20 protein-coding genes are annotated in these 23,554 nt (G+C 45.9%); all 20 read right to left on the bottom strand.

What is annotated here, in order from left to right; translation table 11 throughout:
• Position 1: 1 nt before the first annotated feature.
• Positions 2-901 carry a carbohydrate ABC transporter permease gene (locus MHI37_RS11565; protein WP_076338177.1) on the bottom strand — a complete coding sequence of 300 codons (900 nt, stop codon included), beginning with the start codon at positions 899-901 and terminating at the stop codon, positions 2-4.
• A 1-nt stretch (position 902) separates the two neighbouring features.
• Positions 903-1,838 (bottom strand): ABC transporter permease subunit, encoded by a 936-nt coding sequence (locus tag MHI37_RS11560; RefSeq protein ID WP_076338224.1) that lies wholly within the window; start codon positions 1,836-1,838, stop codon positions 903-905.
• 191 nt (positions 1,839-2,029) lie between these two features.
• Entirely contained in the window at positions 2,030-4,207 is a 2,178-nt protein-coding gene (locus MHI37_RS11555) for an AraC family transcriptional regulator (RefSeq protein ID WP_179090258.1), read from the bottom strand.
• 254 nt (positions 4,208-4,461) lie between these two features.
• Positions 4,462-5,211: a phytanoyl-CoA dioxygenase family protein gene (locus MHI37_RS11550; protein WP_076338175.1), complete on the bottom strand. Its 750-nt coding sequence runs from the start codon at positions 5,209-5,211 to the stop codon at positions 4,462-4,464.
• A gap of 250 nt (positions 5,212-5,461) precedes the next feature.
• Entirely contained in the window at positions 5,462-6,280 is an 819-nt protein-coding gene (gene iolB, locus MHI37_RS11545) for a 5-deoxy-glucuronate isomerase (RefSeq protein WP_076338174.1), read from the bottom strand.
• Positions 6,273-7,328, bottom strand: a complete 1,056-nt coding sequence (gene iolG, locus MHI37_RS11540; RefSeq protein WP_076338173.1) for an inositol 2-dehydrogenase — start codon at positions 7,326-7,328, stop codon at positions 6,273-6,275. Before iolG ends, iolB begins: the two co-directional genes overlap by 8 nt.
• 45 nt (positions 7,329-7,373) lie before the next feature.
• Positions 7,374-8,819, bottom strand: a complete 1,446-nt coding sequence (locus MHI37_RS11535; RefSeq protein WP_076338172.1) for a CoA-acylating methylmalonate-semialdehyde dehydrogenase — start codon at positions 8,817-8,819, stop codon at positions 7,374-7,376.
• 19 nt (positions 8,820-8,838) lie between these two features.
• Entirely contained in the window at positions 8,839-9,849 is a 1,011-nt protein-coding gene (gene iolC / locus MHI37_RS11530; protein ID WP_076338171.1) for a 5-dehydro-2-deoxygluconokinase, read from the bottom strand.
• 13 nt (positions 9,850-9,862) lie between these two features.
• Entirely contained in the window at positions 9,863-10,762 is a 900-nt protein-coding gene (gene iolE / locus MHI37_RS11525; RefSeq protein WP_076338170.1) for a myo-inosose-2 dehydratase, read from the bottom strand.
• A 25-nt stretch (positions 10,763-10,787) separates the two neighbouring features.
• Positions 10,788-12,653 (bottom strand): 3D-(3,5/4)-trihydroxycyclohexane-1,2-dione acylhydrolase (decyclizing), encoded by a 1,866-nt coding sequence (gene iolD, locus MHI37_RS11520; protein WP_076338169.1) that lies wholly within the window; start codon positions 12,651-12,653, stop codon positions 10,788-10,790.
• 566 nt (positions 12,654-13,219) lie between these two features.
• Positions 13,220-14,224 (bottom strand): LacI family DNA-binding transcriptional regulator, encoded by a 1,005-nt coding sequence (locus MHI37_RS11515; protein WP_076338168.1) that lies wholly within the window; start codon positions 14,222-14,224, stop codon positions 13,220-13,222.
• Between the two features lie 603 nt (positions 14,225-14,827).
• Positions 14,828-15,205 carry a hypothetical protein gene (locus MHI37_RS11510; protein ID WP_144023735.1) on the bottom strand — a complete coding sequence of 126 codons (378 nt, stop codon included), beginning with the start codon at positions 15,203-15,205 and terminating at the stop codon, positions 14,828-14,830.
• Positions 15,206-15,371: 166 nt separating this feature from the next.
• A complete protein-coding gene (locus tag MHI37_RS11505; protein WP_076338166.1) occupies positions 15,372-15,785 on the bottom strand; it encodes a DUF5662 family protein in 414 nt (137 codons plus the stop codon).
• A gap of 675 nt (positions 15,786-16,460) precedes the next feature.
• Positions 16,461-17,819: a transposase gene (locus MHI37_RS11500; RefSeq protein ID WP_076340183.1), complete on the bottom strand. Its 1,359-nt coding sequence runs from the start codon at positions 17,817-17,819 to the stop codon at positions 16,461-16,463.
• A gap of 271 nt (positions 17,820-18,090) precedes the next feature.
• Positions 18,091-18,324 carry a hypothetical protein gene (locus MHI37_RS11495; RefSeq protein WP_076339972.1) on the bottom strand — a complete coding sequence of 78 codons (234 nt, stop codon included), beginning with the start codon at positions 18,322-18,324 and terminating at the stop codon, positions 18,091-18,093.
• Positions 18,325-18,378: 54 nt separating this feature from the next.
• The gene (locus MHI37_RS11490) at positions 18,379-19,182 is read right to left on the bottom strand and encodes a histidinol-phosphatase HisJ family protein (protein ID WP_076339973.1); all 804 of its coding nucleotides are present in this window, start codon (positions 19,180-19,182) and stop codon (positions 18,379-18,381) included.
• A gap of 18 nt (positions 19,183-19,200) precedes the next feature.
• Complete coding sequence (locus MHI37_RS11485; protein WP_076339974.1) at positions 19,201-20,316, bottom strand: ABC transporter ATP-binding protein; 1,116 nt, start codon at positions 20,314-20,316, stop codon at positions 19,201-19,203.
• Positions 20,313-21,143, bottom strand: coding sequence for a carbohydrate ABC transporter permease (locus MHI37_RS11480; protein ID WP_076339975.1), 831 nt, complete (start codon positions 21,141-21,143; stop codon positions 20,313-20,315). The genes MHI37_RS11485 and MHI37_RS11480 overlap by 4 nt, the downstream gene beginning before the upstream one ends.
• A gap of 9 nt (positions 21,144-21,152) precedes the next feature.
• Entirely contained in the window at positions 21,153-22,091 is a 939-nt protein-coding gene (locus MHI37_RS11475; protein WP_083676590.1) for a sugar ABC transporter permease, read from the bottom strand.
• Between the two features lie 81 nt (positions 22,092-22,172).
• A complete protein-coding gene (locus MHI37_RS11470) occupies positions 22,173-23,552 on the bottom strand; it encodes an ABC transporter substrate-binding protein (protein WP_076339976.1) in 1,380 nt (459 codons plus the stop codon).
• Positions 23,553-23,554 lie beyond the last annotated feature (2 nt).

The following is a 23,554-nucleotide window of genomic DNA, read 5'->3' as shown; positions in this document are numbered from 1 at the left end:
ATTAACCTTTAAGAGAACCGATCATGACCCCCTTTACGAAATGCTTCTGAACAAATGGATATATGATGAGGACAGGCAGACTCGAAACGACGATTAGCGAAAATTTCAGCAAATCCTTCATTCCTTGTCTAGCTTCCATTGTTCGTACGTCTACCATCATTGAATTATCGACGGAATTTTGTATCAGAATTTCGCGAAGAATCAGCTGCAGTGGGTATAGATTTACGTTTTTCAAGAAAATTAGCGCATCAAAGTAAGCATTCCATGCGGTTACGGCGTACATGAGCGCAAGCACCGCGACTACTGGCTTTGACAGCGGAAGAACAATGGACCAGAGGAAACGGAGATCGCTGCAGCCGTCAATTTCTGCCGCTTCATTCAATTCATCTGGAATCGACTCCTGAAAGAACGTTTTTGCAATAAATATTTGCCAGACCGCGATAGCCTGCGGCAGCAGCAAAGCCCAGCGCGTGTCGATCATCCCGAGGCTCTTCACCGTTAGATAATAAGGGATCAACCCTCCGCTGAAGATCATGGTGACAATGATCAAATACATGATCAGTGTTCGCCCGTAAAAAGTGCGCTTCGATAACGGATAAGCTAGTGCAAATGTAAGGAAGACGCTGATCAAGGTTCCCACGCACATATAGAATAGAGAGTTCGAATAGCCTGCCCATATGCGTGGGTTGTTTAGCACTGCCGTATAGCCTTTCAGCGACGGTTCGACTGGGAACAGCCATACTCTTCCGGACACAACTGCCTGCGGCGAGCTGAACGAAGAGCTCACAATATAAATAAGCGGGTAAAGAACGGCCGCCAATACGGCAAACAATACGATGTAAATGACGGTGAGCAGCACCTTGTCCGACAACGGCTCTTTAATAGCACCTGATTTCGCCATATTAGAACAACCCCAATCCTGTAGCGCGTCTTGCCCCGAAGTTGGCAAGCAATATTAATAGTAGGTTAATCAATGAATTAAATAATCCGACAGCCGACGAGAAGCTGTAATTGGCCTGCACTAGGCCGACCTTGTACACGTAGGTCGATATGATTTCAGAAGAGCTCGTGTTCAACGGATTTTGAAGCAGATACACCTTCTCGAAGCCGATATTCAGCAGTTGTCCCATGTTCAGGACAAGAAGCAGCACCATGATCGGCATAATGCTCGGCAGATCGATATGAATGATTTTTTGCAGCCGGCTAGCGCCATCAAGCTTCGAAGCTTCGTAAAGCTGCGGGTTAACTCCAGCAAGAGCGGCTATATAAATGATGGCGCTGTATCCCATGTACTGCCAAACGTCCGAGAGGACGAAGATCGTCTTGAACATGGAGGGTTCGCCGATAAAATTGACGGAATCAAGCCCTAGCGCGGTTCTCACATGATCAATCACGCCGATACGCGGTGCCAGGAAAAGCAGAATCATTGAAACCATGACAACGGTGGAAATAAAGTATGGCGCGTAAGTAACCATTTGAACCGTCCGTTTGAAAAAACCGTTTTTTAATTCATTAATCATAAGCGCGAGCAGGATTGGAGCAGGAAAGCCTACCGCTAACGTGTACAGGCTTAAAAACAGCGTGTTTTTAATGAGAAGCCAAAAGTTTGGGTGGTTAAAAAATGCTTCGAAATGTTTGAAGCCTACCCATGGACTGCCCCAGATGCCTGCCTTCACGTTTAGATCCTTAAACGCGATCTGAACGCCGAAAATCGGAACGTATTTAAATAGAATAAAATAAATGAGCGGCAGCAGGATCAAAAGATAAAGCTGCCAATGCCTTTGCATCTTTCTAACGATTTCGCTTCGAACGGTCCGTTTGATCGGCTCTGTCGGCATGCGTGCTGCGGCTGGTATTGAGGTCATGTTGGACACCTCGCAACGCCTCCTTGTGACTATAGATTGGTTTGTTGAGGCAACTATACCCCACAAATCCACAGCCCTGCAATTTACAAGAATCCGGCGGTATACAAAAATCGGACCGAGCCCTGACGGCGCGATCCGATTGATTTATATACCTTTTTCCTTGCTTAACCGAGCTTCTCTCTACGAAAATCACCCGGCGGAATGCCTACCACCCGCTTAAAAACCCGGTTAAATGAGACCGGATTCAAATAACCAACCGCACGTCCGATTTCCTGAACGCTCATCTCTTTTTCCAGCAGCAGCTGCTTAGCCAGCTCAACCCTTCGATGAATAAGAAAATCGATGAATTTAATATTGAACTGCTCTTTGAATAGCGAGCTGACGTTTTTGGAAGGAATATCGAATTGCTGGCTTAAATGAATAAGCGATAAATCCGGATCGGACACATGCTCTTCAATATACTGTTTCATCTTGACCGCAATTTCGGCTGCCCCGCCCTTGCTTGCTTGCTCGGCAATGACATATTCAAGCTTCTCCATAATGCTGAGAATCTCTTCCTGCACATCCTCAAGTGTTTCAAATTGATCGATCACATCCTTCATGATCGCTTTGTTCGTCTCGATGATTTCGTCGTTTAGGATGGTGCCATGCACATGCTCAAACAAATAAAAGATGAAATAGTTGAGTAAATTAACGATATCCTCACGTTTCAACTTATATTGCTTGAACTGCTCGAAAAGCGTGCCGTATTTTAACAGCCAATCTGGCTCCATCGAGTGAAATGCGTAAATGAGGCTTCGAATTTGCTCAAGTTGATTGTACAGTTCGAAGGAGGTTCCCGATTCAGTCTCCCAGTACCCAATCGTGCGGTTATTGCCGAACACCAGCCTGAAATTCACAGCTTCCATCGCTTTTTTATAAGAAGTCTTGAGCATCGTGACCGAATCCGTCGTTTGCCCGATTCCGAAAGTAGTCGTGAACGGCAGATTTGCCCTGATCCATTGAAGCGCGCTGTCCGAAACCTTGAGGATGCTATCTATCAACTGCTTTTCATTATCCTCTTGTATATAAATGAAGCCGCACATCTCTTTATCGTTCACCCATTCGCTCCAACTAAAAAGATCGTATTTCTGAATAAGCTCCATGTACATATTTTGAATGATAAAACGGAACAAGATCATATCCTGCTCCCGATAACGCGACAATAAATCTGAATATTTATCGATCGAAATAACGATAACGGCGGCCTTGCTGAAACCGCTCGTAAAGCCGTGACGTTCCATCTCCACATTCCACTCCGCATTCGCAAGCGATCTGGAACCGCTCATCACTTCAAGAAAAATCGACTTTTTGCGGTAGCCGCTATTCATATCGGATTGGGACTTGAACAGGTTGAAGCGCTGAACTAGGGAATCGACCGTCGATTCAATATAGTTGAACTCATTTCGCTCAGCAGCACCCTGCTCGCCTGATGCATATGAGATTTTGTCCAGTTTATTAATAAGCGCACGCAGCGGCTTGTAATTGCGATTGGTCATATACACAATCGATAGCATTCCAAAAACAGCGACGATAAGAGCGAGGATGATCCATACGCTCGAAAAGGTTTGCAGCATCGTAAAACTGCTTCCTTTATTCAGTCCGCTTTCGTAGGTCCAGCCCGTATAATCAGACACGACGGTTGAAATGGCTTTGCGTTTTTCCGATGCCTCTTTCTCTGAAGCAAATACAGGCTCGTTGTTCTTGCCCGTTATCATAACATAGCTGGCGGTTTGATCCATTTTTTGCGATACCAGCCCTTCAAGCGAGCTCGTCCGCACATTAATAATCATCAGACCGCTTTCGCCGCGGCTCGTCAAATACTTACGCGCAAGCGAAACGACAGACTCCTCTCTTGAAGCATGAAACTCCTTGAATATGCGCATATTCGTCCAGTGGTAAGAATAATTGTCCTGCAGGAGCTCTTCGATAAAGTCGCGGTCCGAAAACTGCTCCAGCGGCGACACCGTATTGGAGCTAAGCACATAGTTGTCTCGTTCCCGAACCAAATAAATGGAATGGATGCTTTGGTAGAGCTGCCTTAGGTTATTGAATTCTTTGGTCATTTGGTACGTAAAAAAAACGGACGGCGGACCCTCCTGATCAAAATAATCGAGCATATTGAATTCGGCCGAGTTGCTGCTGCGCGTCTGAACGGTTACCATCATATGGTCAATCGACTGCAGCGGCTGCTCCACGGTCTGGACAATTTGATTGTTGACACTCGCGTAAATATGGGCTGTGTCCTGCTGCGCACGTTCTGTCAGCACTTGAAAAAAGATGAAAAACAAAAAAGAGATCATGAGTAAAAAAACCGGCATATATGAAAAAAGCAGACGGTAGTACCACGTTTTGCTTATTTTTTTCAGCTCCATTCAAAAAAAAGAGTAGCCTTTCTGTAACCGCTTTCGAAAAGCGGAAGGCTTTATCTATTTAGTTTATCAATACAATGTGTTGGAATACAAGGGGAATTGAGACTTTTGTACTACTGTCATCGCCACCCTGCTGCTTATTGGTTCCTTTATCACTCTCTAATAACTGACCGGGGCCTCAGTCATTAAATCAACGAATACTTCTCGCGCAAATCCTCTCGCAGCGTGACGGCTGAATCCTCGCGGATATAATGGCAAACGTAAGAGCGGCGCCAGCGGTCCTCGCTTCGGTTGCGGTTGGAAGAATGGATCAGCAGCTCATGGAAAAACAATATATCTCCCTTTTCCATTATGACCGGAATTTGCTTTGTCAAGTCGATGCCTTCCGTCTCATCCGTCCATTCTTCATGCTCCTCGAGATTTTTCACTTTTCCATGCGGCAAAAGGCCAAGCTTATGCGTTCCTGGGATAACCCACAAGCACCCGTTCTGCTCGTCTACCTTTTCTTCCGTCGCGATCCAGGCGGCAACCATCGTCATTGGATCGTTTTTGATATAGTAATAATCCTGATGAGCCGCCTGACCGTGAGAGCCCGGTTCCTTATAGAAGAACATGCTTTGCACGCAAACCGCTTCCTTTTCCATCAATTGGGCTAATGCGCCTCTTACGATGGGAAGCTTCATCATTTGCCTAGAAAAGCTGTCATGCTGATGCGGATTGAAAAGCCGCGTGGAGAAGCGTGCTTTCTCCGAGGTGCGTGCCCAGTCGAGCATTTCGTTCAGCGGCGCAGAGCGAAGTTCGTAAATGTGTCTGTTAAAAGCATCGATCAAATCGGCGCTGCACCCTTTTTTTATGATAATGTATCCGTCTTGCCTGTATTGCTCCAGCTGCTTGTCGGTAAGCGGCTTTAAAAGTTCGGAATCCTTCTTAAACATCGTTGCACTCCCCCTCTTCATATACAAGTTTATTGTTGGCTGGCCCCTGAGCAGCTATACTTGTATCTTACTATCGAGGGTGCTGAACAACAATGGATCTGATTATCACAATTGTGTCTACTATTGATATATCGCAATTTTAAAATATAAAATCGTCAGAACGAGGAAAGGACAGGAGCCATACTCGCTCCCGCCCTCCATTTGTTTTACTTGCTGCATGACAATGTCTAAATCATACTATTGGCAATCTTTATACTCGGTCGCTCGGCTTCGTCATAATCCAAGCGTGTTCCTCATCGTTGACAAATTTCCAGGCTCTTGTCGGTCCCGCCATGACATTCAAATAATACACTTCATAGCCCGGAGGCGCGGATACCGGATGATAGCCTTCTGGAACGAGCACGGTTTCACCGTTCTTTACGATCAACGTCTCGTCAAGAGAGCGGTTATCCGTATAGACTCGCTGCACGGCAAACCCTTGCTCAGGCTGAATTTTGTAATAGTATGTTTCCTCCAGCAGCGACTCCTCGGGCAGGGCATCACGGTCATGCTTATGAGGCGGATAGCTCGACCAATGACCCTCCGGCGTAATAACCTCGACTACCAGCAGACTGTCTGCCGGCTCGCTCTCCGGCAAAATGTTGTAAATTTGGCGCTCCAAATTTCCGTAGCCCCGCGTTTCCTGTGCGGCAGCCGAAGGTGCGATAAGGCGTGCCTTGAAGCCGCCTTTCCCAGGGGCACTGCAAATCGCAAGCTCAAGTGCAGTCGTTGCAGTTACTTCAAAGCGGTCGCCATTTGGAACGTAGACGGCATAGGGCGGTTTATTCTCGAAAACGCTCATCCGATCGCCAACCTTCGTAAAGCTCTCTTCCTGTGTGGCAACATCTGCAATGCCAGACAGCAGTACCAAGCAATATTCGAGATCGCCGGTCACGCGTTCCAGCTTTTGTCCCACTTCCAGCTTCGCTACCTCGAACCCGACATATTGCCAGCCTGCCGATTCGGGTGAAACAGCAAGTACGATGCCGTCCTTATTCGGACTCACAGGCTTAACGATTAGCTTAGACATAGCTCTGCGCCCCCTCTGCTTTCTGTTTCAATTCCACAGCCTCGCTGATTTGAACGGGACGTCCGAGCTGATAGGACAGCTTGGCTGCCAAAGCGATCGTTTCGGCCTTCACGCCGTCATCGCCCGTAACAGGGAGAGGCTGCCCATTTGTGAGACATTCCACGAATTGCCTGGTTTCATCGATGTAAGCTTCATTGTAGCGCTCCAGAAAAAAGTGCAGCGGTTTATCCCGCGTCACGCCCTCCGCGGAGCTGACCTCAGCCGTGTTCGGGTGATCATTGCTGACTGCGACGCTGCCCTTGGAACCAAAAACCTCTACACGCTGATCATAGCCATAAGCTGCCTGGCGGCTGTTGTCAATCACACCCATCGCTCCATTCGCGAAGCGCAGCGTGACGATGGCCGTATCCACATCTCCGTATTTACCGAAGACCGGATCGATCAGAACACCACCCTGTGCATAAACCTCCGTCACCTCGCTGCCGGTCAGGAAACGTGCCATGTCGAAATCATGGATCATCATATCCATAAAGATACCGCCGGATACTTTGATATACTCCTCATGCGGCGGATTCGGGTCGCGTGAAGTAATTTTCACGATATGCGGCGTGCCAACCGAACCGATCAGCACATGCTCACGCACGCGCTTGAAATTATGGTCAAACCTGCGGTTGAAGCCGATTTGCAGCTTAATGCCCGCCGCCGCTGCCGCCGCAACGGCTTCCTCCGTCCGCTTGATGTCCATGCTGAGCGGCTTCTCGCAAAACACATGCTTGCCTGCTGCCGCTGCCTGTTTAATGAGAGGGACATGCGTATCCGTCGAAGAGCAGATAAAGATTGCATCAATCGCAGGATCATTTATAATTTCGGAGCTGTCTTTGCATACTTTCGAAATTCCCCGCTCTGTCGCCCATTCCATGAGTTCAGGGCCTGCGAACAGGTCACTGACCGCCGTTATCTGTACCTGGGGCAGACGCAGCAGGTTATCGGCATGGATCTTACCAATCCGGCCCGCTCCAATAATGCCGATTTTTATTTGTTTTTTCATCTGATTATACCTCCCGCTTCCCTATGCCTGAACTGCCAAACAACACTACCAACGTGCCGTCACCATTTTCTTGCGCGTATAGAACTCCACACCGTCGGTTCCATTTGCGTGAAGATCGCCGTAGAACGATTTCTTCCATCCCGAGAATGGAAAGAATGCCATCGGCGCAGGCACGCCTAAGTTAATGCCAAGCATGCCCGCATCAATCGTCTCGCGGAATTGGCGAACGCTGCTCCCATTGGTCGTGAATAAGCAAGCACCGTTAGCGAAGTCGGATTGATTGGCTAGGACAATGGCATCCTCCAAAGTCGCTACGCGTACAATCGCAAGTACGGGGGCAAAAATCTCGTCCTGCCAAATTTTCATGCCGCAATCCACGTTATCGAAAATCGTAGGACCGACGAAATATCCCTCTCCGTCAGTTGCTCCATCCTTGCGTCCGTCGCGAACGAGCAAAGCTCCTTCGTTCTCGCCAGTTTCAATATAATGAAGCGTTCTTTCCTTATGCCCGCTTCGAATGACCGGACCGAGGAAAATATTCTCTTCCATGCCGTTGCCGATCGTAATTTTGTTTGCAGCATCGGTCAGCTTGCTTACAAGCGAATCGCCGACTTCACCTACCGCTACAACGACAGCACAGGCCATGCAGCGCTCACCAGCCGAGCCGAAAGCCGCATTGACAATTTCTTTGACCGTCAGGTCAAGATCAGCATCCGGAAGCACGATGGAGTGGTTTTTGGCGCCAGCCAAAGCTTGCACGCGTTTGCCGTTTGCCGTACCTGTTTTGTATACATATTCAGCCACGGGCTGAGAACCGACGAATGATACCCCCGCAATATCCTTGTGTTCCAAAATCCCGTTCACGACATCGCGTGCTCCGTGCACGACGTTCAGCACACCTGCTGGCAGGCCAGCTTCTGCGAATAGCTCTGCTAGGCGCTGCGCCAATAGCGGCGTACGCTCGGAAGGCTTCAAGATGAACGTGTTGCCGCAAGCGATAGCAAGCGGGAACATCCAGCAAGGCACCATCATCGGAAAGTTGAACGGAGTAATTCCGCCGATCACGCCGATCGGGTAACGGTACATGCCGGATTCAATGTGGGAAGCGATGTCCGGCAATTGCTTGCCCATCATCAGGTTCGGAGCACCAGCCGCGAACTCTACACACTCGATGCCGCGCAGCACCTCACCGTAAGCTTCGCTGTAGCTTTTGCCATTTTCTTTCGTAATCAGCTGGGCAAGCTCTTCCCAATGGTCAACAAGCAGCTGCTGATATTTAAATAATACACGTGCGCGTTTCGGTACTGGTGTTTTGCTCCAGCTTTGGAATGCATTCTTGGCTGCATAGACCGCTTTGTCGACATCCTCTTTTGTAGATAAAGGAACATTCGCAAGTATTTCTTCTGTTGCTGGGTTGACAACCGCCTCTACTTCAGAGGTTGAAGCCTCCACCCATTCTCCGCCGATCCAATTTTTTAATGTGTTTACCATGTTTAGCTCTCCTCTCGGCTTATGAAGCTGTAATTTCCCCGCGCTCACAGCGCTTAATATAGTCGTTTACTTGATCTGTTGTCGGCATGGCATCTGAGCAGCTATGGCTCGAAATGACGATACATGCGGCTGCGCTGCCATACTCCATGCTTTTCTCCAGCGTCCAGCCCTGCATAACTCCGTATAGAAATCCCGCAGCATAGGAATCGCCTGCTCCGAAGGTTTTGACGACCTTAGCCGGATAACTCTTGGCACGATGCTCCGAGCCGTCCTTCGCATAGGCAATTGAGCCTTCCTTGCCATGTTTGATAATCGCAATTTTAGCAGAATAGCTGAACCACTTCGTCGCAGTCACCCGGTCATCGTGATTGGGGTTAGCTTCAAACCTTTCCATCTGGTCAAATTCTTCACGCGTACCGATCAGAATATCGCATTTCTCAGCTGCCAGATTATAATAAACGGCGGTCTCCTCTGCCGATTTCCACGTATAAGGCCGATAATCAAGATCAAATGCGATAACAGCCCCATGCTTCTTCGCATAATCCAGCGCTTGGAACACCGCCTCCCTCGAAGGGCTTTGCGCCAAAGCCGTACCCGAGATAAGCAGCATTTTCGCTTGCGAGATAATTTCCTCGCTTACCTCTTCGGGCTTCAGAAGCAAATCAGCTACATGGTCTCGGTACATGAGAATGCTGCATTCAGACGGGCTTTTGATCTCAGTAAAAGCAAGCCCCGTTACCGCTCCCGTGTCATCTACAGAGACGCTCGACGTATCAATGCCTTCGCGCTGCAGATAGCTGGAGATAAACCGTCCCATCTGATCGTTCGCGATTTTCCCAATAAAAGCAGTCTTCTGTCCAAGGCGCGACATTCCGATCGCGATGTTCGCAGGGGAGCCGCCTACGTATTTGGTAAAGGTCATCGTCTCTTCCATGGGACGATTGATCTCATTAGCGTTCAAATCGATGCATAAACGTCCTATAGCTACAAAATCCATCGGTTTATCGCTTGAAAAATTCACTTGCTGCATGCTGCATCCTCCTTTACGTTGTCTTAAGGGAATTTAAATAAAGCAAAGATTGCTTCGCGTAATCGTAAGCAGGATGTTCTTCAGGGTCTTGTTCTCCTTCGAGCATCGCCCAGCCGTCGTAGCCGCGAGTAACTAATTCCTTAATTATGGGTTCAAAATCTATGCAGCCATCTCCCGGTACAGTAAATACCCCGTTGCGAATACAAGTGACGAAATCAGCTTGCTCCGCACGCGAACGATCCAGTACATCCTGCCGTATGTCCTTGAGATGGACATAAGCGATTCGGTCATAATGCTTTTGCAGCACCTTTAGCGGATCAGCACCGCCGTAATACGCGTGGCCGGTATCAAACAATAGATAAACAAACGAAGGATCGGTCAGCTCCATAAGACGATCGATTTCCTGAGGGCTTTCGATCACCGTACCTCCATGATGATGGTACGTTAGCTTCAAGCCATATTCCTGCGCAATAGCTCCGGCCGCGTTCAGTCCCTCGGCCAGGCTTCTCCAGCCCGCTTCATCCAGTCGCAGCACTTCCTTCTCGTTCGGTGTCCGCCGCGCATCGAAATGCAGCGAGCCTCCTCCTTCGCAAGTGCTAATGACCTTGCTGCCCATCCCTTGCAAAAACTTTGCATGCTCGCGATAGTCAGCAAGCTCGACGTCCCGGTAGGCCGGATCGGAGAACAATACGGTTTTCCATTGCGAAGAAAGGCTGATGCCGCGCTTCGAAAGCTCTTCCTTCAGTAAAGCCGAATCGGTCGGGTATTTTCGCCCCATTTCCGTTCCCCTCAAGCCTAACGCTTGAATTTCATCTACAATTTGCTCGAAGGTCGTGTCATTTCCATGCTCCTTCACGTCTTCACCGACCCAGTTAATAGGGTGTATGCCAAGCTGGAAAGGGAATTTATCCATTGCTGACTTCTCCTTTTACTCTCGATTAGATGAGTCGTACCGACTCAATCGTTTGTTTCATTTCCTTGTGGGCAAGCGTTACCTTCTCACTAACAGAAACTTCAGGTACGCCCACATTCCACCAAGACTCGTAGCCCGATGTATTCGTGCCTGGTACAACCGGAATTTCAATTAGCGTTGTGCCCTTTTCTTCTTTAGCCTGCAGCAGCGCCTCTCTGAGCTCTTCCGCAGTTGTTGCTTTATACGTAGCGGCACCCATGCTGCGCGCATGCGCCGAGAAATCGATTGGCATATATTCGCCCTGTAAACCGCCGGATTTCTCCGTGCGGAAGCGAAATTCATTGCCGAAGCCGTCGCTGCCATGGCCTCTCTGCAAATTGTGAATACATTGATAGCCGTGATTATCAAGCAGCAGCACCGTAATTTTGCGCCCCTCCTGAATGCTCGTAACCAGCTCAGAATGAAGCATCAGATAGCTGCCATCGCCCAAGATCGCGTATACATCCTTCTCCGGTTCCGCAAGCGCTGCGCCGAATGCTCCGCTAACCTCATAGCCCATGCAGGAAAATCCGTATTCCATATGGTAGGTTTTCGGTTCAACGGAGCGCCATACCCGGTGCAAATCTCCAGGAAGGCTTCCAGCCGCACAGACGATAATATCGGAATCGCCTAACGTTTCATTTATGACGCCAAGCGCTCTCGTTTGCGCCAGCCCATCTACATGCTCAGCAGCGTACAGGCGGTCAACTTCAGCATCCCATAGCTGTTTAAGCCCGGCGATTTCGGATGGCTCATAGTCTGCTCGATAATTCATTTCCGCTAATGCACCGCGAAGTCCCTGCAAGCCAGCTTGCGCATCGCAAGTGACGGCAACTCCATTAAGCTTGTAGGAGTCAAAAGCACTGACATTGAGATTGACGAATTGAACATCCTCACTGCGGAAAGCCGATTTAGAGGAGGTTGTAAAATCCGAATAACGTGTACCTACCCCAATAATCAGATCAGCCTCGGCAGCCAGGCGATTAGCGGCCAATGTGCCTGTAACACCAACGGCTCCGACATTTAGCGTATGATGCCATGGCATCGAGCTTTTGCCCGCTTGTGTCTCCGCAACGGGTATGCCAAACGCTTCGGCGAACTCAGCAAGCTCTTTCATTGCACTGGAATAAAGTACGCCGCCTCCGGCAATAATAAGCGGTCTTGATTTGCTCGAGATTAATTCGACTGCCCGCTGCAGCGATTCCGGCGTTGGGAGACGTCTGTCCATGTAATGAACCTTCTTCTCGAAAAACGATACCGGATAATCGTAGGCTTCCGCTTGAACATCCTGCGGCAAGGCCAGCGTGACGGCACCGGTTTCAGCTGGATCTGTCAGCACGCGAATCGCTTGTTGAGCGGCTTGCATCAGCTGCTCTGGACGTACGATGCGATCCCAGAACTTGCTCACTGGTTTAAAAGCATCGACAGCGGAAATGGTATAATCGGAAACGACCTCAAGCTGCTGAAGCACCGGGTCCGGCTGCCTGGATGCAAAATTATCTCCCGGCAGCAGTAAAACCGGAATACGATTGACGGTAGCCGTTGCTGCAGCTGTTACCATGTTTAGAGCACCAGGCCCAATCGAGGAAGTACAGGCATAAATTTGAAGACGGTTTTTCTGTTTCGCGAAAGCGGTTGCAGCATGGACCATCCCTTGCTCGTTCTTGCCTTGAATAAAGGTGAGCTCTCCCGGACTTCTCTCTATCGCTTCACCGAGCCCTGTAACGTTGCCATGTCCGAAGATACCCATGATACCTTGTACGAATTTTGTTTCTTTCCCGTCAACGGATACATATTGATTATCAAGAAAACGCAGCAATGCTTGTGCCATCGTTAACCGTATCTTATTCATATGATGCTCCCTCCACACTAAGTATAGCGCTTAACTTCACAAGGTGAAGCGCTTAATTGAACTTAATATACACCAAATCCATAGCTCCGGCAATCTTTTTATTTTTCTGCGGTCCAAACTCGTATTAAAGGCTTCCATCGTCTTCAACTAATGAAAATCAGAAAACCCCATCTGCATACATATAAAAAAAAGAATTGGATATGAAGAATTATTCCTCCATCCACTCCTTTCTAAATAAAGAAAAAAAATCACCCTTACAGGTGATTGGAAGTCGCAGACGCATCCGCTCACACTTCTAACGGAAGCCAGAGACGCTAAATCGCCTTTATTATTCGTTTCAAGATTGTAACGGAAACACGGGCCTCTATTTGTACCCTATATGCCCGATCTCGCTTCATTTCTGCGTAATAGAGTCTCCCTCTTCCGTTAAAATATGGCACTAGCCAAAAATGGAATATTAGCGTCTCTGGTTTCCGTTAGCTTTCGTTATTTGCTCTACGGATGCTGGAGCAGCATCGTTATCAATAGATTCAGAGAATGTATAGTTTCCTATACAACTACGAAAGCTATTGCTTCTTGGCTGTTGATTGCCGAATGACAAGCTCGGGCTGAAGTACAATCCTTATGTCATCCCGATTTCCGTCCTCCAGCATTGCAACTAATGAGTCTACCGCGATCTGCCCCATCTCTTTGGTAGGCTGTGCTATCGTTGTAAGTGGAGGATCCGTCACCTCTGCCAAAATCGTATTATCGAAACCAATGATAGATACCTGCTCAGGCACTCGGAGACCAAGTCCTTTAGCTGCCTGCAGTGCTCCGATCGCGAGCAAATCATTGCAGCAAAACAGAGCTGATGGCGGGTTGGCAGAGCTCAGCAACTCGGTGGCTTTCGCCTTGCCGTCACGGACTAATTCGTCGCCGCATGCCTGGATCAAACCTTCCTCTATCCTAAGGCCCGCTTGTTCCCATACGGAAAGAAAGCCTCTAATCCGCTCCCGGCTGCTGCTGACCTCTTCATTTTCGGATAGAAGACCTACATGTGAGTGATTCTGCTCAAGCAGATGGTTCGCCGCCATTCCGCCCCCACAAAAATCGTCAATAATGACCGTCTTTGCTCCAAGCTTTGCCTCGCGGGCAATCACGACGACAGGCAGCTTGCTCTTCACCAGACTTGCTAGCGTGCTTTTGTTTGCAATTCCCGTTCCGATAATCATGCCATCGACCCGCTTCTGCTGCATTAACGATAAATAACGCTCTGCGCGATCCTTATTATTATCCGTGCTGCATATAAAAAGGCCATAACCTAGATTATGGCTTTGATCCTCTACCGCACGTGCAATTTCTGCAAAAAACGGATTGGAAATATCGGGCACAAGCAGACCAATCGTAAATGTCTTCTTGCCCGTTAATGCGGAAGCAATAGCGCTGGGCTGATAATTTAATCGTTCCATAACCTGAATGATCTCATGTCTGCGCTGCTCGCTAATTTTGCCTTTTCCGTTAATGACCTGGGATACCGCCGCTATAGAAACACCAGCTTCCCGTGCCACATCATATATCGTAATTTTCATTCCTATTCCTCTTTTAGCCATCAAATGGTTTTCCCTTATTATGAAGACCGAATTTGGTTTTGGCAAGCTTCGAACCCTAAAGAACGGATATCAGCAGGCTAGAGTTTAATCTCTCTGAACAAAATCACCCGTACGGGTGAATGGAATCACAGTCGCGTCAGTTCACACTTCTAACGGAAACCACAGAGGCTAAATCGCCTTTATATGTCGATTCAAGATTGTAACGGAAACACGAGCCTCTATTTGTACCCTTCATGCCCGATTTTGGTTCATTTCTGCGTAATAGCGTCTCCCTGTTCCGTTAAAATGTGATACTAGCCAAAAATGGAGCTTTAGCGTCTCTGGCTTCCGATAGCTTTCGTTATCCGATCTCCGACTGCTGGCACAGCATCGTGATCAACAGGTTCGGAGAATCCAGAGTTCTCAAAGCAGCAATAGCAACTTCTATTTTCTATATGCCTTTTTGTTTCAAAGTTCGGTTTGGTTTGCTTTCTCAGAGCCGGCAGTATAAATAGGATATAAGCTTGAGCAAGTCTATTTGACGGGGACCAGTTCACTTTTGGGACACCCTCTACTTAAAGAAAAGTTTACAAAATAGGTCTTTTACCCAAAGTAATTACTATTGTGATCTTTAAGTATTGAAAATAACTGTCTAATATTTTTAAAATACATCGGTATAATATGCTTAGTTCCATCGAACTTTTCGATTATTATATTTCCATAAACTGCTTCAATACTTGTTATTTCTTTCACATTGAAGTTACACTTTTGCTTAAAACCATCGAAGTAAATAATAAAATCTTCTTTAATAATAACTTTAGCACGATAAATCATTATTGAAGTATATATTGAAAAAGTTATTAAACTAATGCCTAATAAACAAGCAATAATTTCACTTATATTAAGTCCATAATTCTTACTACTTTCTACACCTATATAAAACAATGAAATACCGATTATTACTGGAATCGCATTCGCCAAGTATAACCACCAATAGTATCTATACTCTCCTTCCAGTTCAGTATGATATTTCTTTTCATTCAAGAATATTGATTGGAGTAATTTAGGGACTGAGATGATAAGGAGATACATAAACGTTGTAACTACTAATATCTCAAACAATCAATCACCACATTTCCCTTGAGTGTTAGTATTTTCGGAGCAACCTTGTTTTTTTACTCATCGTTAAAATCTCAATTTCTTTTCTCGTATCGGCATGAACCACTATGTTATCAGTAAGGTTTAGGGTCGAATCTTTTACCTTTCTACCCCAATTTCTTGAAAAGGAGCGCCAATCACATATCATCTCAATGATATATTTCTTGGGCATGGGTAACGCCTCTTTAGCATTAGGATTAATAACCCAATACTCCCAATGATGCTTATTTTTATTTTGATGTCGGAGCCACGCGTATTTCCACTTTATTTCATCTTCTGCGTTCAATGGTTTCCCAGAGTAAAATTTCTTGGCATAAGGAAAAAACTCTGCTGGTGAAAACTTCGACAAATCATGTGTTATTCCTTGGATGTACAAGAAATACTTCCAATAGGTTTTCATCATTGAAACTTACATCTCCTCTCCAGAGTACCTTTCTTTCCGCATAAACAGAGATTCTTAATGCCCATTTGGGTTAACGAATGCTTCTCCTCCAAAAACGTTGGTTCCGTGTAATTGACGGTGACGATGTTCCTCTACCCTGGTATACCTTATAATTGTTTAATACCTAATATGATCTTTTCATTACTATAATTCATAAAATAAACAATTGAATATGCTGTTTGTCTATGTAATGTAGTCTTTCTAAATAAGTAATAGATTTTTTCTTCAGAGTAGATCTGATAGGGCAAAACACTATTACTAATTCTTGCTCCATCAGATAACTTGAAATCGGTAATAATTAAAGTCTCTAATATTATCTCATTAGAAGTGTATCTATAGTAATCCTCTTGAATTTGATACCTCACTGAAATACACATTAAGAAAAGAAATAAAAAGACTAGTATTCTTGAAATGCGTAAACTATTTATAAATATGCGCACCTTAAATGTTCTCTTTGTCTTTAATTCTTTAATCTTATAGTGGCTAATAAATATAGCTAGAAATAAAATCATCAAAATAAATACAATATGAAAGGCAAAAAACGAATGATAAAGATAATGAACAAAGAAAGAATTCTGATTGCTTCCGTTATAAAAAATTAATACAACAGATTTAATTCCGATCCATATTAATAACTCAACTTTCGCAGCCTGAAATTGGCAAGTAAGCCTTGATGTAATTGGGCAAAGCGGAGATCCAGAGCTGTAGTTGACTTTTTATCATAGCGGATAGCTTTTTGCCGACTTGATTAGCGATTTCGTTCATCAATTCCACCAGTTGCTGTAAAGCCACTGCCCAGTCCAAAGAACCGACTTCATCGCATAGCAAATAAAACAGTCCACCGAGCGTCCGTTGATCGGTACTTTGCCGATGCTGCCAAGCCAGCAGAATATAACGGGAAAAGACAATCGTAGTATGGCTAATGAGCAGATCGTAGGAGCGACCTTGGAACTCTTTTTGCAGGCGCAGCAAGGATTTAGCGCATTTGAAAAAAACCTCGATGTCCCAGCGAAGAGCGTAGATTTGAATGATTTCCGGTGCCGTCAGTGTGAGATCCGTCGATAGAATCGCGAGCCACTCGTTTTTCTTGGAGCGATGGCGAACAAAGACCACGACGACTGGAATACCGGGAACCAGTTCCGTATGAATCTGACGCAAAATATTCCGTTGCTTCCCTTGGACTTGCGTTGCAGATCGGTAAAGACCTTTGAGATCGACCCGCTTGCCCTGAACGAGATATCGCTTGTTGTCGTTTTTCACCATGCCAATGACATGAAGACCTCGTTCCACCACTCGCTCGATTAAGGGCGCATGAGTGAACCAACTGTCCATGAGTACGTAAGACGCAGAAACACCCGAGGCGATGGCCCGATCCAGCAGTTCAGAAACCAGATGCGGGGCCGAAAGCAGAGCTTCTTTCCGGCGTTTGTACCCAGTGGATCGCTTATCGATTCCCGGATGAATACCGGTCAGTCCAGCCTTCACAGAACTGAGCAGGGCGAAGTCCAGAGGGAGAAATGTATGGCCGTCCGACCAGCCTAAAGTCAGCATACGGAACCCCTTATAATAAGCACCGGTGGCGTGATCCTTGAACCGAGCGAGAAGTTCTACCGCTTTGCTGCGATTTCGTTCAAACATGGAATCGTCGACAATAAACACGGAAGTTCGTGTGACGGAGGTCAAGGTTTCGACTCGCTGAACGGTGTCACTGCTGAGAGAAGTCAAGAAACGCCGCCAAGCAAATCCGCTGTGATTAAGAAACCGGTAGACGGCATCTTTGCCAGGAAAGGCTTCACTTTTGGAACTTTCGAGCAGACGAAACCAGTTCTTCTGATGAAAGAGAAGGACAAAAACGAGCATAAATAGATGGGAACAGGTATAGCCAAAAGTCTTTTTGAATCCTGCATTTCTCAGGTGCTTCAGTACACCGAGTTCCTGAAAAGCAGGCCTCATTTCAGGTGGGAGTTGATCTAGGGACGACTTTTGCTTTATCATGGAAGGGACACCTCTTCTTTGGTTTAGTGGATCTCGACAATCTCACTTTACCAAATGAAGCGGTGTTTTTCTATGTTGGCAAGATCGTTACTTAAACCAGCTTTACCTTAACACCGGATTGGAGTCAACTCGGTTTTGACTCTGCGAAAGTTGAGTTAATAAAATTAATAACTCAATAATAATTAACCACATTGTGCTTCTCCTTGTTTATGGTTTTTAAGTAATTTCGTAAAATCAGACTTTTAAACTTTGCAAATATTACATATTAGAGTTATTCGTGGAGTGAATAAACAATCCTGCCAGTTAGTTTAACGAGGCAGCTATATGCGACGGATTTGGTCGAAATCCGAACCCCGAACATTTGATTTTCCTTGCTTCCCACCTCGATTAACGCAGCCGGCACTCTTTCTTTTAACGGTTCATCATATTGACCAATTGGTGCTGCTGTCGGATTATCGATAGCAAGGTCCAGTTTGTCGTAGTTCGCCAAGATGAAATCCGTCATTCTTCAATCTATTAAAAAAACCACTGCCATTAACTATCACAGTGGTTTTTCTAACTATATAGACACCAAATATGGTGCTCTTCTCTTAAATTGCACAACCTCTCGAATGCCTTTACTCTGCAGCAGCTCTATCGCTTCTGAAAAGCCTTGCTCTATATGTCCCACCTGATGCGCATCCGAGCCAATGGATACCGCTCTGCCGCCTAAATTCACATACATGTTGAGAATATACGAATGAGGATGAATCCAGCCTTGTCGATATAATCCGGTTGTATTCAGCTCCAATACCTTTTGTTTCTCAATGATCAGCTTTAAAATATCGTACAAAATAGGCTTGCAAGCCGCGATATCTTCTTCATACACCGGAAATGTCGTATATCTCACAACATAATCCAAATGTGCAACGATATCGTAATTATCCATCTTGTCGACAGCCTCTCTTACCTGTGTAAAATAATGCCTAAGCCGCTGCTGAATCGGCTTATCATGAAAAGCCTTTTCGGAAAAATCCAGCCTCCCGTCATTATGCGCAGACAGCAAAATAACGTCAAACTCGTGCTCTGCCAAATATTCGTTTATGACAACTTTATAATCGCTTCGAAAGCCGACCTCAATGCCCTTTCGAATCTCTATCGCATAACGCTGCGACAACTCTTCCGCTTCTCTATTGTAGTTCTTCCAATCAATATGAACATCCTGCTTGAAATATTTGCAATCATATTCTAAATGGTCTGTCGTAACGACAGCAGGCTTCCCCTGCGCAAGCGCAAATCGCACAAGCTCCTCTAAGGTTGAATTGGAGTCAGGCGAATAAGAAGAATGCACATGCTGATCGATTAAGAGATTAGGTATTGTCATTCTTTACTCCTTCTCATTCTATTGAAACTGCAATAAATTGCGACCTTCGTCTGTCATATCGAACAGATGAAATTTAGTCGGCCTTATGCCAATCGAGATCGTCTCGCGCTCCCTTAGAAGCTTCTCGTTATCAGCCAGCATCCGAACCATAATATCGGACTGCCCAGCAAGGTCTGTCAATTTTACTAATTGCCCATTGCCTAGATGCTCGATCAGATCAATTTTCAACCTAATAGCAGCCTCACTCGGTTGATCTGAAATGAACAAATCATGAGGACGTATGCCAAGCTTAACCGCTTTCCCGATATGCTGCTTCTCCAGCCTGCGCGCCTCGGGAATTTCCAAGTCGAACAGCTTCGTCTTTATCCACTGTTGTTCATCTCTCTTCTCTACGATTCCGTCAATCAGGTTCATAGGCGGATTGCCTAGAAAGCTGCCTACAAACAGATTATAAGGATGATTAAACAGCTCATTCGGAGGCGCGTATTGCTGAATTTTCCCTCCGTTAAGGATAGCTACACGATCAGAGATAGCCAAAGCTTCCTCCTGGTCATGCGTAACTATAATGGTCGTGACTCCTAATTTACGTTGGATTTTCCGAATCTCATCCCGTACATCCAATTTCAATCGTGCATCCAAATTGGACATCGGCTCATCGAGCAGCAAGATTTCTGGGTCCTTGGACAACGCGCGCGCCATGGCAACACGCTGCTGCTGGCCGCCTGACAGCTGCGACGGCTTGCGATCGAGCAGATGATCAATTTGTAATATTTTGCTCGTTTGCAAAGCACGCTCGTACGCATCCTTCTTAGCCATTTTTCTCTCGCGAAGCGGGAACGCAATGTTGTCACGAACTGTCAAATGAGGATAAAGCGCATAGGACTGAAACACCATACCGATATTACGATCCTTAGGCTCCACATGGTTGACAAGCTTATCCTTGAAATATATTTCTCCAGAAGTTGGCTTCAGAAGCCCAGCCAGCATCATTAGCGTAGTCGTTTTTCCACAGCCTGAAGGGCCTAGCAGCGCAACAAATTCACCCTTTGCAATTTCGAGATTCAATCCGTCTACCGCACGGCTTCCGCTTTGTTTGCCATCATAGTCCTTCACGATATTTACAAGAGAAATCATACCTGCTTTGCTCCTCCCATATTGATTTTCAGGAATATTTTTTGAGTAAAGATATAGAACACGACTAGCGGAATCGTATAAAACAAACCAATCGCCGTAATTAGCCCATAGTTCAAAATGACATTTTCCTTCGTAACAAGACGAGACAGATAGCCAGCCAGCGTCAGCATATTGTCATCGAATATAAACAGCTTGAATAAAAACCATTCGCCATATGCGCCTAAGAAGGAGAACACGGATATAGCTCCAATGCCCGGCAATACATACGGAACGAGTACTTTCATGAGCGCTCGAAATCTCGAGCATCCATCCACCATAGCCGCCCATTCCAAATCCCACGGCACCTCATCGAAGAAACCTTTCATAATATACACCCTGCCTGGCAATGATCCGGTTATCGCAACGAGAATAACGCCTAAATACGTATTTACCAAATTCATTTGAACGAGGATAAAGAACGTTGCGATAATGAGCGTAATGCCTGGAAAGGAGCGCATAAGAAATAGGAACTTCATGGCGGCCAGCTTGCCTTTGAAATCAAGCCTAGAAAATGCATAGGCAGCTGGTACAGCAATGCCAATTTCAATCACCACGATAAGAACCGAATAGACCAAAGTATTTAGAACAATCGGCCAAATCGCCGGCAGAACTACACCCGCATACTCGATCGGCTCTTTAACAAAATTGAAGTTCTGGAGCGTAAATTGCCCCGTCGTGCCATTGAAGGTTGCTGCGAGAAAATACCATATAATCATACCAATGATAGGCATGGTGAAGAGCAGCATATACGTGTGCACGAGCAGTTTTTTTGCAATGCTTGTCGACATAATTGCCTCCTAATCCTCGATTCGCGATGGCTTTATCATTTCATTGAAATCAAACAGCCTCAGCAGCCATAACGTCAAAATAAGCGAGATCAGCACAACCAGAAGAGAAAGAGCGGCGCCGTATCCATAATATTTCAAATTGAAGGCCTGCTGGTACGCGTAAAGAGATAACGTCGTCGTGTCCCGCATAGGTCCGCCATTTGTCAGCAGCAAGATGAAGAAATAGGAGGATACAAAGCCGATGAGATCCGATATCGTAATATACATTAACGGCCATTTTAATGAAGGCAGAATGATCTTGGTGATGACCGATTTCTCGCTTGCTCCATCAACTTTGGCAGCCTTATACAAATCTTCTGGGATGGAGCTGATTGCTGCCGATAATAAAATCATGCCACCCGAGGTAGTAGATACAATCGTTGCGATGATCACGATTGCCATCGCGATTTTTGTAAACCACGAGATAGGATCGCCATCTGGCTGGAATAAAAGCAGAACCTTATTGATTAGCCCATCACCCGTAGGATCAAATAAATACTTCCAGAACGTAACATATACAACAGCAGGAATGATGCTTGGAATTAACCACAGGACACGATAAATGACTGCCGTTAATTTTCCCTTTAAGAAATACTGGGTTGCAATGGATATAAATAAACCAAAAAACAAAGAGAACACAAGGGTAACCACTGCAAATAGGACCGTGTTCCATAAAATTTGAGGCATACTGTAATCGGTAAATATTCGCTTGAAATTATCGAAACCAACAAAATTAATTTTCATTGATGCGTTCAAATCTGTAAAGGACATGATAATGGTCGCAATCGCTGGCAGAATAAAAAAGACAAGTACGAGAAGAGCAAATGGCATTATGAAAAAATAAGGATACATTTTCTTGGCTAAAGGCTTCTTGTAAGCCTTCTTGGCTAAAGACACTGGGATCTCCATAATGAGATCTGCACCTGCTTCCTTTAAACAAAATATGCGGAAAGGTGCTCTTGCAAGCAGAGCACCTTTTCTGTATCATCGTTATTCTACAATGAGACTGTTCGCTGGTACGTTTTGTTTTACATCCTTTTGGAATAGCTCAAATGCTTGAGCTGCTGTTTGACCTTTAGTCAGAATTGCATCAATACCAAGCGTAAAAGATTTCATGTAGACCGCATAATCCATTTGAGCGGGACGAGTTTTCGTAAACTCGATTAAATAAGCGTGATCCTTGTAAAAGCTCATTTCTTGGAAGCGAGGATCTTCCTGTGCCGCCGCCGTTACAGGAAGCTTGCCGCTTTTCAGCGTATGATTAATCTGTAGGTCCGCATCCAGTACATGCTCAATCAGTTTTTGAACATATGGCATCTTCTCTTCATCTACTCTAGCTCCTACGTAGATCAATGCAGGATTGCTGTAGGATACAGGTTTTCCTCCCTGTTCAACCGATGGAACCGGGATCCAAATCGCATTTTCCTTAAACCAAGCTTCATAGCCTGCTAAGTCCTCATCCATGCCAAGTTGTGTACGCATCACTTGATAAAATTCAGTACGGGCAAATTCAGCGAACAAATCGCCTTTAATGAACAGCTCGGCAGCCTTGTCCGTATCAATCTCAGCAATGCCCTCCGTAACTACGCCGCGCTGCTTCGCATCCTGCCAAAACTCATACACCTTCTGCGTGTTTTTAGACAGCACCATCTTGTTCGCTTCCGCACTGTAATTAAAGTTGTCGAATGTATAATTCCAGCCTTCAAACCTCGTATCCTCAACGCCGAAGCCTACCTTAACCAGCTTTTGCTTAACCGCCGAATCTGCCAGATCCACAAGCTCGCTGAAGGTAAAGGTGCCTGCATCCACGCGAGCCTTCAGCTCATCGATTTGCGCAGCAGTCCAGCCGAGACCTTCCAGCGCCTTACGGCTAATGAATACGGGAGAAGCATCCATATCCTGAATAACGCCATAGTAATGATCTTCGTACTTCATCATGTTGTTGTAGGATTCCGGCATGTTTTTGAACACCTCTGATGTTCCAACCCAGTCTACATCGCGGATTAGTCCGGCATTCAGCTGCCACCCAATATCTACACTGGAGTTAATGAATACATCCGCTACTTTATTCGCTTGCGCCTGCAAGATCAGCTCATCATCGCCAATGCCAGGCCACCAGTCGATTTTTATCTGTACATTCTCCGACTTAAGCTGTTCGTTCACACGCTTTTCTGCTTCTATAAAATTGTCTTTCCGTGCTCCCCAGGTGTTCTCACGAACGGAGATCACTACCTCTTTCATTTTCTCGCCATTGCTAGAAGTGTCTGCGCCGCCATTTGCGGCAGCTCCAGTATTTGAGCCTGTACTACAACCTGCTAATAATGTCATACTTGTCATTACACTAACTAATCCAAGTGCAAGCTTCTTCATTC

This window comes from Paenibacillus sp. FSL H8-0548 (assembly GCF_038630985.1).
Classification (GTDB): Bacteria; Bacillota; Bacilli; order Paenibacillales; family Paenibacillaceae; genus Pristimantibacillus.
The sequence above is the reverse complement of the archived record's forward strand: the minus strand, read 5'-3'. Positions and strand labels throughout refer to the sequence as shown.

Bases quoted from the DNA above. Each gene is read 5' to 3' on its own strand.
- iolD (WP_076338169.1), bottom strand. From the start codon at position 12,653: ATGAATAAGATACGGTTAACGATGGCACAAGCATTGCTGCGTTTTCTT.
- MHI37_RS11475 (WP_083676590.1), bottom strand. From the start codon at position 22,091: ATGGAGATCCCAGTGTCTTTAGCCAAGAAGGCTTACAAGAAGCCTTTA.
- MHI37_RS11480 (WP_076339975.1), bottom strand. From the start codon at position 21,143: ATGTCGACAAGCATTGCAAAAAAACTGCTCGTGCACACGTATATGCTG.
- MHI37_RS11470 (WP_076339976.1), bottom strand. From the start codon at position 23,552: ATGAAGAAGCTTGCACTTGGATTAGTTAGTGTAATGACAAGTATGACA.
- iolE (WP_076338170.1), bottom strand. From the start codon at position 10,762: ATGGATAAATTCCCTTTCCAGCTTGGCATACACCCTATTAACTGGGTC.
- MHI37_RS11505 (WP_076338166.1), bottom strand. From the start codon at position 15,785: ATGATGAAAACCTATTGGAAGTATTTCTTGTACATCCAAGGAATAACA.
- iolC (WP_076338171.1), bottom strand. From the start codon at position 9,849: ATGCAGCAAGTGAATTTTTCAAGCGATAAACCGATGGATTTTGTAGCT.
- MHI37_RS11555 (WP_179090258.1), bottom strand. From the start codon at position 4,207: ATGATCTCTTTTTTGTTTTTCATCTTTTTTCAAGTGCTGACAGAACGT.
- MHI37_RS11535 (WP_076338172.1), bottom strand. From the start codon at position 8,819: ATGGTAAACACATTAAAAAATTGGATCGGCGGAGAATGGGTGGAGGCT.
- iolB (WP_076338174.1), bottom strand. From the start codon at position 6,280: ATGTCTAAGCTAATCGTTAAGCCTGTGAGTCCGAATAAGGACGGCATC.
- MHI37_RS11485 (WP_076339974.1), bottom strand. From the start codon at position 20,316: ATGATTTCTCTTGTAAATATCGTGAAGGACTATGATGGCAAACAAAGC.
- iolG (WP_076338173.1), bottom strand. From the start codon at position 7,328: ATGAAAAAACAAATAAAAATCGGCATTATTGGAGCGGGCCGGATTGGT.
- MHI37_RS11500 (WP_076340183.1), bottom strand. From the start codon at position 17,819: ATGATAAAGCAAAAGTCGTCCCTAGATCAACTCCCACCTGAAATGAGG.
- MHI37_RS11550 (WP_076338175.1), bottom strand. From the start codon at position 5,211: ATGTTTAAGAAGGATTCCGAACTTTTAAAGCCGCTTACCGACAAGCAG.
- MHI37_RS11515 (WP_076338168.1), bottom strand. From the start codon at position 14,224: ATGAAAATTACGATATATGATGTGGCACGGGAAGCTGGTGTTTCTATA.
- MHI37_RS11495 (WP_076339972.1), bottom strand. From the start codon at position 18,324: ATGACGGATTTCATCTTGGCGAACTACGACAAACTGGACCTTGCTATC.
- MHI37_RS11565 (WP_076338177.1), bottom strand. From the start codon at position 901: ATGGCGAAATCAGGTGCTATTAAAGAGCCGTTGTCGGACAAGGTGCTG.
- MHI37_RS11490 (WP_076339973.1), bottom strand. From the start codon at position 19,182: ATGACAATACCTAATCTCTTAATCGATCAGCATGTGCATTCTTCTTAT.
- MHI37_RS11560 (WP_076338224.1), bottom strand. From the start codon at position 1,838: ATGCCGACAGAGCCGATCAAACGGACCGTTCGAAGCGAAATCGTTAGA.